We start from the raw sequence: 12,110 nt of genomic DNA on the forward strand, positions 1-12,110 counted from the left end.
TAGCAATACCTTGATTATGCCGTGCTTAGATTATTTAGCACGGTTACAATAGCACGGTTTTTTTGTCTTCGTATGGTTGTATTGTGGATGACAGTGCCCAAATACTATTACGTTCACCATAATAAGCCCTGTGTTTTGTTTTACATGCCGCATAATAAAATATCCCAGAAAACACAAAAGCAACAAGCTCAACCATAATTGATGCTACTTGCCTAGTTTCCCATAAACCCATACTTGGTATAAAAAGGGTTAGTAAGGTGGTTAACGGTATAAATAAACAAGCTAAACTCATTAAATACAGCAAATTAATAGCGCTTTTTGCCGCACCGCTAGCAAATGCATAACTAAACGCAATAAAAAACACCACATAATAGCAGCATAAGTAATAGTTATTGGTTTGAACACCTGTTAAATATAACCATTTACTGGAAAGTAGTGTTGTTGTTACCGCCAGTACAGAGCCTAAACATACCCCAATAGTTAACGAAGCCATAAAACGGTTAGGCTTAGTTTGTTGTGCATGTTTTTGCCTGCGTTTTTCTAACCAAAGCAAGTTACCACTATAAAACAAAAAAGCACCCAATAAGCCCATAATGAAATACAGCCAACGACCTAAGTCACCACCATAACCACCAAAATGTAACGAGAAAAAGCTACTAATCAGTGGTGTGTAAACATCCGCAGCATTCATCGGTATGCTACTAAAGGTAACTTCAAACGTGTATGGGTTCATATAAATGAAATCACCTGCACTATTACGCATCATTTCTTGCGTGTTCATTATGGTAATGCCAACCGATGGGCGGGCTGAGTTCAATCCTGAAAATGCCATGGACTGAACTTCATAACCGTCTGTTAATTCACTTACTTTTTTAAGGTAAGTGTTCATAGTAGGCAAGTGTTTTATAGAATATGCCATAGTTGATTTTTGCGGTTGTTCAAAGAGAGGTCTTTCACCATAACCTACACTAAGCCCACCATAGAAAGCATCATGAAAAGCAAAGACAACCACAGTAATCGCAATAATAATATGAAAAGGTAGGCTGATCACACCAATAAGATTATGACTATCGAGCCAAAAACGATTAGCTCCTTTATTTTTTCTCAAAGCAAAAAAACTTTTCGTTAATGTTGGCAGTAAAAATATAATGCCAGAAACTAAAGCTAAAAAATAAAGCACGGCTGCTACACCTAAAACCAAAACACCAAGGTCTTCATGACCGATCTTGCCAACGATGCCACTGTGCGATGCAAATTATCAACTAAATCGCCTAGTTCATTACTTGTATTAACCTGTGTAACCAACTCATTTTGTGGTGACAATGTAGCGTGCTTAACAATATGATTTAACTGTAAACCTCTACCACCACCTGTTTCAGTCCATATTAATGGCGATTCATGTTCGTTAAAATTAACGGTAAAACCTTGCTGAGCTTTGTCAAAATTAGTTGATGCTTTTGTAATTAACGTATCAAATTTTTCAAGTGGAATTTGCGGTAAATAATGGTTGGAGGGTGTTGCCCAATGAGATATCTCTTTTTCGAACATACTCAAAGAGCCAAAGATAAAAACCAATAAAGAGCACTAAACCTGCTATTATACCTGTCCAAGTATGAATGGATTGATAGGTACGTAATATATCGCCGCGAATTTTCATGCCCCGCCCCCCAATAAGAAAAACATACCGTAACCAAGCAAATTTGCTAATAATAAATAGCTCACCGCTTTTAAGCCTGTTTTAAACAAATATGTAAAGCTTAAAATAAGTAGCCAAATAGGACTGATCATCCACATATTAAATTGTACTTTCACGGGGGTATCAATACCGCCAGGACCATACCAAGCAAATATCATAACGAATGCATAACTTAGTGATAAGCCCAGTATTAGTCCGGCAAACGTTTTCACCCACCAATGGGGCTGAATTTTTTCATCTGCTGATAATCTTGCCATTATGCTATCTCTCAATTTTTGAAAAAAGGGGGATCAACGTCATTAACGGAATACACACCAGTACAATATTTAACGTAAATAGCCAAATAAATACGGCTGAACTAGTAACAAATATTTGTAACCAAACAAATAAAGCCAATAAACAAAGCACTAAACCAATTAAACGCCAAAATTTGTTTAGCGGCTTGCTAAAAATAGTTTGGTGTTTGTTGGATAGATAAATAAAGGTTGCGCCAATCAACGTTATCATTAGAGCTATAAATTGCGACATTTCAATTGTTTCCATCGTATAAAAATTATTATTACATTTCATTGCTATAGGCGAGTGAGTTATTTATTCAATAGGCGTCAACCTCACCCTCACTCAAACGACAGAAAGACATTTTACCACCGTCAATGCAAATAGCAATGGTTTTCATTTGCATTGACGGGATTGTTACGTTAGATTATTGCCCAGAAAAATCTACAAAATCACTATTACTTACAAAAATTAATATTTAAAACTTATAAAATTTAAGGTTCACATGAAACATATACAATTTAAAATCAGTGCACTGACTGCTGCTTTTTTAACAGCGCTAACTACACCTTACGCATTTGCAGAAGACAATGCAGAGCAATTAGAGTCTATGGAAAAAATTACCGTCTTGGGTGAAAAAACAGAGCGTAGCTTAAAGGACACTAGCTCTTCAGTGTCTGTCATTACAGAAGAAACATTAAAAACTATGCAAAGCCTAACCATGAGCAATGTAATTGCAGATATTCCAAATGTGGTGGTGCTATCGGGTGCAACACCTGATATACGTGGAGTTTCAGGCAATGGTGGCGCATCAGGATTTAATGCTTTTAGTGGTGGTGCCAAAGCACGTGTATCAACCTTAATTGATGGTGTGGTTGAACCTTTTGTGGCATTTGTAACTGCCGACTCTGGTATTTGGGATGTTGAACAAGTTGAAGTTTTTCGTGGGCCACAGTCAACCAAACAATGGCAGAAATAGTATTGGTGGTGCAGTCTATGTAAAAACAAAAGATCCCTCGTTTGATTGGGAGGGTGCAGCACGCTTAGGCTACAGAAATCAAGATAGTTATATTGATTCTTCTTTTGTCCTTTCTGGGCCAATTGTTGAAGACGAACTCGCCTTTAGAGCCTCTTTTCAGCGTCTTGATGGTGACACTATCGACAATCAAGTTATCTATGATACTAACCTGAGTGAGCATGATTTAAACGCAATCACCACCAACCGACTTAAAACCAAATTATTATGGCAACCTAAAGCCATTGAAAATTTCTCAGTGATGTTGACCTACTCAACCAATGATGAAAAAGGTAACTCAGGTCGCAAATATTATCCGGCGATGATCCTTATGCGCTTGAACCTATTAACCCTGTTTATATGGATACCGAATCAGAAACCGTCAGCATAAAGCTTGATTATGCAGTTAATGATTCGATCTCAATAGATTTTTTAGCCGCCGTTATGGATTATGACTGGACAATGGATGCCTACGCAGAAACCGAAGCAGGCGAACAACTAGTAATAATGGCTGAAAACAACACCACCCTCGATGCAAAAATTAACTTTGGTAATAATAACCCCGCTCTCAATGGCTTTGTTGGCTTAGCGTATTTTGAGCGCGAGCAAGACTTTAATAGCAGCGGCACTACTGTATACAGTGGTGACGACAGTAGTGATTCTAATGCTATTTATGGTGAAGTTAGATATGAGTTTGCTGACGCTTGGTCAATCATTGCCGGCGGACGAATCGAAAGAGAAACCCAAAACCGTGATTTTGATATGCCTAGTAATAATATAAATCACGCTTTATTAGATAAAAGTAAAACCATTGCCTTACCTAAGTTAGTACTTCAATATCAAATTTCAGACGACACCACTTTATCGTTAAGTGGTCGTAGAGGCTATAACGCAGCAGGCGGCGCACTAAACTGGGCAACACAAGCTTACTATTACTATGATGAAGAAACGGTAGATACCTACGAATTTACCGTGCGTAGTAGCGTCACTAAAAATATTAACTTTACCGCAAACGCTTTTTTTAATAACTTCTATGGTTATCAAGCGCTCAGTTCAACCCGTGCAATTGTTAATATGGATAAAGCACAAACCTATGGTGCAGAGTTTGACGTAACAGCAATGATCACTGATGATTTTCAATTAAATGCTAGCGTAGGTTTATTAAGCACTGATATTAAAGACGCAGGTGAAAACTACGCAGATGCGACCGGTAATGAGTTAAACTCAGCACCAGAAATCACCGCAAAAATTAGCGGAAAATATTGGTTAACTGACGAATTCAATGTGGGTGTATCGGTTAATTATGTGGGTGAATATTTTGGTGACTTTGCCAACACAGAAGAACGTATTGCGGGTGGTTACACCCTAACGCGTCTTAATGTAAACTATACAACAGACAACTGGTTAATTACCGCCTTTGTTAACAACGTACTTGATGAGCAAGAATTTGTGAGCAATGAACCGGCAGGCAGATCATACCCCAAAGGTTATTCAGCCATTGTTGACCCAAGGAACATTGGCGCCTCTGTGACTTACTCATTTTAATTAACTCAGGTTCGCATTACACATCAAAGAAAAAACACCGGTGAATGAAAGCTTTCTCATATTCACACGAGCAAGCTTTTAGCATTACTATTCTATTGCCCATCCCGGCGCTTTATCGTCCCAATTTCCACATCAAATAAATCAAGCACCCGTGCAACACTGTGATTAATAATATCATCAATGGTTTTAGGTTTATTATAAAAAGCGGGCATGGGTGGGGCGATAATTGCGCCTAATTGAGAGGCGTCGTACATTAATTTACAGTGGCCTGTATGCAAAGGTACTTCTCGTGGCATTAGCACTAATTTACGTCGTTCTTTGAGTGTTACATCAGCGGCGCGCACAATTAAACTGTCAGCGTACGAATTCACAATGGCAGACAATGTTTTCATGGAACAAGGCGCAACAATCATACCGTCCGCTTTAAATGAACCGCTAGAAATAGTAGCGGCCTGATTTTTATTGTGATGCACAACATCAGCAAGCGCCTCTACTTGTTGAGGTGTGTAATCAGTTTCAATACTTATATTTAAGCGTGCGTATGAGCTCATAATTAAATGCGTTTCTATGCCTTCAACTGCTTTAAGCATTTCCAGTAAGCGAATGCCATAAATCACACCACTTGAGCCGCTTATACCTATAATTAAACGCATTAATTGAGCCTCTTAATAAACCAAGTCTATGAATGTACATAGATTTCACCTATGGCTATCATAACATAGGCTAATATACTTAATGATATTTTAACCTGCTATACTTTACGAATATATACCGGTTACTAAGTATTATTCTAAAAACAACAAACTTAAAGTATTCGAGAAATTAACGATGAGCATTATATTACGACCTGCTACCAATTTAATGAACAAGCTAACATATTTGCAAAAATTCATTCTAATCAGTTTGATCTGTTTAGTGCCTTTATTAACGCTTGCCTACATGCAATTGAATACACTACATAAAGCTAAACTAGTGACGGAGAAAGAGTTAAATGGATTAATTGAGTTGCGTCACACTTTATCGTTAGTATCCCTGTCAGCCGAACGTCGTGATTTAATGTTAGTAAGGGGGATGAGTCTAGTGTTGACGAAAGCCTTGGAAAACGTATTCAACAAAACGAAACTGACTATATTCAATTGCTCAACGTTATTAAAAAAACGGTTGAAGGTAATGAACACGCAAGCACCTTATCGTTAATTGAAAAATTAACTAAAGAAATTCAAATTAATCGCATGACCGAAGTTTCAAGAATGAGCATGGCTGAAAAATTTGATGTATTTAATCAGTCAGTCTCAAATACTTGGGGACTTGTACGTGCTATCGCCAACGATACTGGCTTGTCTAGAGACCATAACGCAAAAAACTTTTTATTAATGAAATTAATTATTGATGATCTTGAACTTGCTATAAAACACCAAGGCATGCATCGAAGTTTTGCCAGTGTTGCCTTCAAAATTGGTAGTTTATCAAGTCAATCCTTAGACACGTTTGACCAACTCTTGGCTTTTTTAGAGCAAGACGCTAAAAACGTAGAGTTAAAATTACAACCCCTTGTAAACGATAGCCAATTGAAAGAAATAAGTCTTAATGTTGTTAAACAATTACAACTTGATATAGTCGCCTTAGACGACATTCTTTTAAATGAAAACTTTAACCAACCTTGGAAAAACTATTTTGCCAACGGCGCACAAGCACTTGCGATGATGAATACTTTTATTGAAGAAGCAATCACATCAATTGAAAACGACTTGCAAATAAGAGCGGACGCACAACAACAAGATTTTTATATACTGTTGGTGTCTTGCTTGTTTGTTTTAGCGTTTGTGAGCTACTTAATGTTAGGTTTTAACTTGTCAGTTAGACGTGGTATTGACTCTATTTTAACCGTTGCGCGCGATGTTTCTAAAGGTGACCTTACGACACAAATAGTACCAAGAAGCAAAGATGAAATAGGTCAACTCAGCGAAGAGTTCAATCAGATGACCCGCAATATTCGTAACCTCATTCAAGAGGTAACGAACACGTCTGACGTTGTGGTTACTCAAACGTCTAAAGTAGATGATATTGCTACCCAAAGTAGCCAAGCAATTGCCCTACAAAGTAATGAAATTGAACAAATAACAAAGGCCGTAAATGAAATGTCACTTAGTGTGCAGAACGTTGCCCAAACAAGTTCAGAAGCATCAGAAGCGTCTATTCAAGTGAATAACGAGGCCAATGCCGGTAATCAATTAGTTGCATCTTCGCTAGAAAGCATTAAATTACTTTCAACTAATATCGATCACTCAATGACAATGATTGCCCTACTGGCTAAAGAGAGTGATGGTATTTCAGTGGTGCTTGACGTAATAAAAAGTATTGCAGAACAAACCAATTTACTTGCCCTTAATGCTGCCATTGAAGCAGCACGTGCAGGAGAGCAAGGACGTGGTTTTGCTGTTGTTGCTGATGAAGTAAGAACATTAGCCCAACGCACTCAACAATCAACCCAAGAAATTGAAAAAATAATACAGCGTTTACAAACGGGGGTTTCAGACACCTCACAATCAATGTCTATCAGCCATGAAAATGTAGGTAAAAGTGTTTCCTCCTCTGAAGAAGTTGGGGAAGCGTTAAGTCGCATTTCAATGTCGGCTCAAGCTATTGTTGATTTTAATGCGCAAATTGTGACGGCAACAGAGGAACAAACGATTGTTGCTCAAGAAATAGACAAAAAAATTATCGCCATCAATAATTTAACAAGCCAAACAGCTATAGGCGCAAAAGAAACGGCACAGTCATTAGATAATATGGTTACCCAAACGAATCACTTAAAAGACGTTGTTCATGCCTTTAATGTTTAACTGCTTTTATTTATTGCTCAAAAGAGCGGCGTTTAAGTGAGTAAATGCGGTTATTTGGCTGATAAAGCCAAGACAAGGCATTGTTAATTGATTAGCTTATATGTCAAAGTATACAGCTGCACTAATGCTATATAAAAGACGAGATCGCTCATGTTAAAATCTACAATGGTTACCCAACTCAATGCACAAATTAATTTAGAGTTTTACTCATCAAACCTATACTTACAAATGAGTGCATGGTGTGAAGAAAAAGGGTTTGAAGGCGCAGCGCAGTTTATGCGTAAACACGCTGATGAAGAAATGGGCCATATGACGCGTCTTTTCACTTACGTGAGCGAAACAGGCGCATTACCTATTTTAGGTGCTATTGATGCGCCACCACATGAATTTAAATCATTAGCCGACGTGTTTGAAAAAACCTATGAGCATGAATGTTTAATTACAGAAAAAATTAATGCGTTAGCCCATGAAGCTTTTACTAATCAAGACTATTCTACTTTTAATTTTTTACAATGGTATGTTTCTGAGCAACATGAAGAAGAAACGTTATTTAAAAGTATTTTAGATAAAATTAACTTAGTTGGCCATGACGGTCATGCACTATTTTTTGTAGACAAAGACCTTGCTGAAATGGCGAAAAAAGGTAGTACAAGCATTATGACTGACGGTAACGCATAGCAACTCAGCCATAATGAAAAACATAATCCTTACCGATGTATTAATTATTGGCGGCGCTGCCGGTTTAATGTGTGCAGCGACCGCCGGATATAGAGGTCGTAGCGTTACCGTCGTTGATATGGGCAAAAAAGCGGCCGAAAAATTTTAATTAACTTGAGATCGGTTTAAGCAACGACCATAGCATTAAGCTCTACATCAGTTAAATTAAGACCTGGCTTGTTTTTTAAGCACTAGGCCACCAATCCGACCAAGTTGCTCTTTAATAATTGAACAGCCAATTCTGAGGCCATCATCGTTTTACCTGCGCCAGGTGTTGCCAAGGTTAAAAAATGGCTATTACCATCACCGTATTGTTTCAATGCCAAATAAATACATTCAGCTTGCCATTGTCTTAATTTCATATTTTCTCTACAGGTTTATCTTGCTCAAGTAAGCCTTCAATAGCTCTTATCTACCCGAGTATTCTTGTATTATTATCTCTAGCTTTATTAAACTGAGGTTGTATTTCTTCAACCAATTTAGGAAATTCAGAATTCAGATCCTTGTAAGCTTCAGACTCACCAATATTCAATAATAACTCTGATTTGTAGTTGTTTAATTTCGTAAGTAATTTGTCATATTTAGCATAAGAAGTGATTACGTCTTTTATTTTAATTGCAGCTAATTCCTTTATTTTTTTAATATCAAAAAATTCGGTTTTATGGAATCTAGTAAGGCCTTTTTTTATTCGACTTGGGCTTTGTCAGCCAACCTTTATTAATTAGCTTTAACAGCTCCGCATAAATAAATTGTCTCACACTTGCTGACTCTAAAGTTGAGTCACTTTTTAAAGCAAAACATGCTGATCGGACATCACTTGTCGTGAAGTGGTCAAAGTTGAATGCAGCCCGTACAAAAATTAATAGGCATGAATATCAAAATTTCTCGAACTAAGCGCTCTATAAATCAATCAGTTGTTGCTAGTAAATTAGGAATTGAAGCGAGCTACCTAAGCCGAATTGAAAAAGGTACCGTTCCTGTTTCATATGAAAGGATTTATGAAATTATCCATATCCTACAGTGTAATATTGATGAGATATTTCCACAGCCCCCAGAAGTCGAAACACAATTTAATCGATGATTATATTTATTGGAATTTATACCTCTATTTGTCTATAAAGCTACGGCCATTATCAAGTAAGTAATCAAAACCAGTTGACATCTTAACTTTGATTAGACGATAATATTGTAAATGGTCGACTCAACCGGTTGAATTTCTACTCCTTTCAAACAAAGAGTCACCCCCTAAAAATTATTCTGGGTCTTATTTTTTATCCTTTAATCGAGGAGTAGTGCGTTTTACGTATAAAAATAAAGGTATAAACCATGAGTAATTTCACCTCGAAAAACTCGAATAAAAATCACGTACAAGCTTCATTTCTAGTCTTTGACGACTATCACTTTGCTGAATTAAAAGATTTATCTCCAAGTTCTATAAAATTAGCAGCTAAAAATGTTAGTGATAACTCTAAAAAACATGCCAACGAAAATCGTAAAAAACTCAAAACAACAACAGCCCTCAATAGGATTGCAAGTACTCTAGGTTTTAAAGGAGGCTTCTCAAACTATAATAACGCCTATGAAGATGAAATTCTTCCTTTTATGGTTAAGCATAACCTAGTAAATAGAAGTGACTTATTTACTTTTAGGCGCGAAGGTTATTGCGTACCTGTTACAAAAATATCCCCTCAGAAAATATCAGAACGTTTATTTTTTAATGGAGGTAAAATACCAGAAAAAGTTTTTACTGGGTATAACTTTCCTTTTGATAGTACTTTTTCGGACGGACATTTTTTAGTAAATGGAACGGGACTTAATAAAGAGGGATATGAAGAACTTAAAAGCTTTGGGATAGAAAGAAAAGGAATCGTTTCTAAGGTCTCTATAGATAAAGATCTACTTATTGTTGAGCAATGTCGCAATGTAATTCTCAAAGATTTACCAAGCTACTGGAAAAACAGAAGTGTAATTGATGTAATTATTGGCAAATACTTAATGGACTTAATTTCAGGGTTTAATCTGATAGGAGATTTGTTAGTTGAGCCAAGCAATGCAGGTGTAGAGCTTCAAATGTATACCCCTGAAGGGGGTGATTGCGAACTTGAAATATATCAGGCAACTAAAGCATGTGAGCTGTTTGGAAACCGCATAAGAGACTTTGCTGAAGGTTGGTTAGAAGTCATTCCTTTTAACGATAATTTAATATTCTTAAAAGGTGCAAATGGTGAATATGATTTCGTCTTTAAAAATATGCGTGACAAGCCTTTTGTGTTCAATTACCGCGAAGGCGCGCTTAAGCTCATAGATCTTCCCACATGTATTAATGATTATGATTATGCGCGTTGGTATTACTTTAACTACCAAGGACAAAGAGAATTAGATGAACATCATGCAGAGCAACTTCATTATCAAAGCGGCGGAACTACGAGTAATTACCCTGATTATAGTTTGCTTGAAGCCTTTTACGTTGAAAACGAAACTTACTCGCCTAAAAGGCATGTAAATTCTGCTTCCACACCTGTGCCCAATGAATTCAAGGCAATTGCCAACACGAACATACTTGTAACAGACTTAGTTACCATAGCTGAATTTGATGAATTTCTTAAAGCTAACCCTGAATATTATAAATACCGTCAAGAGAGTTTTCCTGGAGAACTAGCGGAAAGAGAAAAAACAGGAGTTGACAGAAATAACTTAGATAATGACAAGGGGATTCCTGTGGCATGCACTTGGTACGATGCTATGGCTTACCTGAACTGGAAAGAAAAAATAACGGGGCTTTCCTTAAGGTTGTTTAAAAAAAATGAATTTGAAAATGTTCGCCGCAAAGGAATACTGCTTAATACAAATAGTGGAAAAACCGATAAGTTAGGTTTCAAGATTGGTCCAATTAGAAAAATTGATATGGATGTGAAGGGTACCGGTGGCCACAATACCTTTGTGAAATTTCCAAATAAATTCACATGGGACATTATGGACGATGGTACTAAATTTATTCCATTAAACTATTTCGCGGAATGGGTTATGGAAAAAACATGTGTGAGAAGTGGTGATTTATCTAGTTTTTATGGAGATGACTGCTTTAGAGATAATATTCTAAGCACAACTGGTGCATATAAAAGTACTAAAATAGGCTTTCGCTTATGTTACGAGGTTGATCATTAGAACTAATTTCACTGAATTTGAAATTAACTTTTAACTAATCAACTTTATAACTGGAGTAAGTTATGTCTTACATCGACGAAAGCCAAGCCAAAGGGCTTGTTAAGCGAATATTTAGAAACTTATATGCAGCGGCAGAAAATAGTACACCTCAAAATTTTGAATACTCACAGAGAAAAATTTGTAAAAAAATAAAAGGACTGTGTAAAGAAAAAACCAATGCTGTATTCATTGCCGAGCGATTCACAAATACGAATAAATGGCAGTTAATATGGGGGGAGTGGTGCTTATTTAGTGCAAAGAAAAAATTATTTACAAGTAATAGTGATATTGAGCTTTACGACCAAATTGCATTTGATTTAACTATCAATGTAAGAGGTAGAGTTAGTTATAAATCATTTTATATCGTTTTGTCTAAGCATGCCTTAGTTAGGTTGATTATGAGGAGTCAACATCACTTAAAAAATCCTCATAATTTATATTTATACCTTAAAAAGATCACTAAAACTTTAGTATTTTCAGCATTAGAGTTATCTGATCAATATACTAAAAGTAACGGGAAGATAAGGCAAGACTGCACTGTAGTTGATGATATTTTTTTACCTTTAGCGCTAGATATTGGTATAAATAGCCAAGGCCTATTAGCTAAAACCTGTACGATAAAAACATTTATGCCAACACACTATGACGGTGCTGTAGCTGAATTATCGAGAAGTAGCCCAATAGCATCAAAGCCTGATTTTTTTGATTATGCAGCTAATTTTGATATTTTAAGAACTTGATATTTATAACGAAAGCTTTAATGGTTTTATATCGGAAAAGCTTAACCAAATTTAAGTTCCAAAGCCTTAATTGC

12 protein-coding genes and 2 pseudogenes are annotated in these 12,110 nt (G+C 36.5%); 8 read left to right on the forward strand and 6 right to left on the reverse strand.

The genetic code is table 11. The features are described from left to right. Positions 1–43 precede the first annotated feature (43 nt). The 4 genes from L3081_RS02265 to L3081_RS02275 form a co-directional block, all read right to left on the reverse strand. A complete protein-coding gene (locus L3081_RS02265; protein ID WP_338027071.1) occupies positions 44–1,201 on the reverse strand; it encodes a PepSY-associated TM helix domain-containing protein in 1,158 nt (385 codons plus the stop codon). Continuing rightward, a complete protein-coding gene (locus L3081_RS27870; protein WP_338027072.1) occupies positions 1,192–1,548 on the reverse strand; it encodes a hypothetical protein in 357 nt (118 codons plus the stop codon). Before L3081_RS27870 ends, L3081_RS02265 begins: the two co-directional genes overlap by 10 nt. Positions 1,549–1,653: 105 nt before the next feature. Beyond that, the gene (locus L3081_RS02270; RefSeq protein WP_242283144.1) at positions 1,654–1,953 is read right to left on the reverse strand and encodes a hypothetical protein; all 300 of its coding nucleotides are present in this window, start codon (positions 1,951–1,953) and stop codon (positions 1,654–1,656) included. Positions 1,954–1,957: 4 nt separating this feature from the next. Beyond that, positions 1,958–2,224, reverse strand: a complete 267-nt coding sequence (locus tag L3081_RS02275) for a hypothetical protein (protein WP_242283148.1) — start codon at positions 2,222–2,224, stop codon at positions 1,958–1,960. 253 nt (positions 2,225–2,477) lie between these two features. Between L3081_RS02275 and L3081_RS28865 the strand changes: the two are divergent. Further along, a pseudogene (locus L3081_RS28865) lies at positions 2,478–4,532 on the forward strand (TonB-dependent receptor). Between the two features lie 92 nt (positions 4,533–4,624). Here the strand turns inward: L3081_RS28865 and L3081_RS02295 are convergent. Next, complete coding sequence (locus tag L3081_RS02295) at positions 4,625–5,185, reverse strand: UbiX family flavin prenyltransferase (protein ID WP_242283157.1); 561 nt, start codon at positions 5,183–5,185, stop codon at positions 4,625–4,627. A 175-nt stretch (positions 5,186–5,360) separates the two neighbouring features. Between L3081_RS02295 and L3081_RS02300 the strand changes: the two genes are divergently transcribed. From L3081_RS02300 to L3081_RS02315, 4 genes and pseudogenes are all read left to right on the forward strand, one after another. After that, positions 5,361–5,729, forward strand: coding sequence for a hypothetical protein (locus L3081_RS02300; protein ID WP_242283159.1), 369 nt, complete (start codon positions 5,361–5,363; stop codon positions 5,727–5,729). Beyond that, the gene (locus L3081_RS02305; RefSeq protein ID WP_242283161.1) at positions 5,669–7,375 is read left to right on the forward strand and encodes a methyl-accepting chemotaxis protein; all 1,707 of its coding nucleotides are present in this window, start codon (positions 5,669–5,671) and stop codon (positions 7,373–7,375) included. The genes L3081_RS02300 and L3081_RS02305 overlap by 61 nt, the downstream gene beginning before the upstream one ends. A 150-nt stretch (positions 7,376–7,525) precedes the next feature. Continuing rightward, the gene (gene ftnA / locus L3081_RS02310) at positions 7,526–8,053 is read left to right on the forward strand and encodes a non-heme ferritin (protein WP_242283164.1); all 528 of its coding nucleotides are present in this window, start codon (positions 7,526–7,528) and stop codon (positions 8,051–8,053) included. Positions 8,054–8,066: 13 nt separating this feature from the next. After that, positions 8,067–8,206 (forward strand): annotated as a pseudogene (locus tag L3081_RS02315) (FAD-binding protein); the annotation flags it as partial. A gap of 77 nt (positions 8,207–8,283) precedes the next feature. On the opposite strand, the gene L3081_RS02320 reads toward L3081_RS02315, so the two are convergent. Continuing rightward, a complete protein-coding gene (locus tag L3081_RS02320; protein WP_338027073.1) occupies positions 8,284–8,454 on the reverse strand; it encodes a DEAD/DEAH box helicase family protein in 171 nt (56 codons plus the stop codon). 479 nt (positions 8,455–8,933) lie between these two features. Here L3081_RS02320 and L3081_RS02325 point away from each other — a divergent pair, with 479 nt between their 5' ends. From L3081_RS02325 to L3081_RS02335, 3 genes are all read left to right on the forward strand, one after another. Next, the gene (locus L3081_RS02325) at positions 8,934–9,173 is read left to right on the forward strand and encodes a helix-turn-helix domain-containing protein (RefSeq protein WP_242283166.1); all 240 of its coding nucleotides are present in this window, start codon (positions 8,934–8,936) and stop codon (positions 9,171–9,173) included. Between the two features lie 245 nt (positions 9,174–9,418). Then, positions 9,419–11,257: an SUMF1/EgtB/PvdO family nonheme iron enzyme gene (locus L3081_RS02330; protein WP_242283169.1), complete on the forward strand. Its 1,839-nt coding sequence runs from the start codon at positions 9,419–9,421 to the stop codon at positions 11,255–11,257. A 62-nt stretch (positions 11,258–11,319) separates the two neighbouring features. After that, positions 11,320–12,036: a hypothetical protein gene (locus L3081_RS02335; protein WP_242283172.1), complete on the forward strand. Its 717-nt coding sequence runs from the start codon at positions 11,320–11,322 to the stop codon at positions 12,034–12,036. Positions 12,037–12,110: the final 74 nt, after the last annotated feature.

The organism is Colwellia maritima, from assembly GCF_022669015.1.
In the GTDB taxonomy this organism is placed as follows: Bacteria; Pseudomonadota; Gammaproteobacteria; order Enterobacterales; family Alteromonadaceae; genus Colwellia; species Colwellia maritima.

What these genes read in the sequence shown, in the direction of transcription:
- L3081_RS27870 (WP_338027072.1), bottom strand. Translation starts at nt 1,548, where the DNA reads ATGTTCGAAAAAGAGATATCTCATTGGGCAACACCCTCCAACCATTAT.
- L3081_RS02275 (WP_242283148.1), bottom strand. Translation starts at nt 2,224, where the DNA reads ATGTCGCAATTTATAGCTCTAATGATAACGTTGATTGGCGCAACCTTT.
- L3081_RS02270 (WP_242283144.1), bottom strand. Translation starts at nt 1,953, where the DNA reads ATGGCAAGATTATCAGCAGATGAAAAAATTCAGCCCCATTGGTGGGTG.
- L3081_RS02295 (WP_242283157.1), bottom strand. Translation starts at nt 5,185, where the DNA reads ATGCGTTTAATTATAGGTATAAGCGGCTCAAGTGGTGTGATTTATGGC.
- L3081_RS02320 (WP_338027073.1), bottom strand. Translation starts at nt 8,454, where the DNA reads ATGAAATTAAGACAATGGCAAGCTGAATGTATTTATTTGGCATTGAAA.
- L3081_RS02330 (WP_242283169.1), top strand. Translation starts at nt 9,419, where the DNA reads ATGAGTAATTTCACCTCGAAAAACTCGAATAAAAATCACGTACAAGCT.
- L3081_RS02335 (WP_242283172.1), top strand. Translation starts at nt 11,320, where the DNA reads ATGTCTTACATCGACGAAAGCCAAGCCAAAGGGCTTGTTAAGCGAATA.
- ftnA (WP_242283164.1), top strand. Translation starts at nt 7,526, where the DNA reads ATGTTAAAATCTACAATGGTTACCCAACTCAATGCACAAATTAATTTA.
- L3081_RS02325 (WP_242283166.1), top strand. Translation starts at nt 8,934, where the DNA reads ATGCAGCCCGTACAAAAATTAATAGGCATGAATATCAAAATTTCTCGA.
- L3081_RS02300 (WP_242283159.1), top strand. Translation starts at nt 5,361, where the DNA reads ATGAGCATTATATTACGACCTGCTACCAATTTAATGAACAAGCTAACA.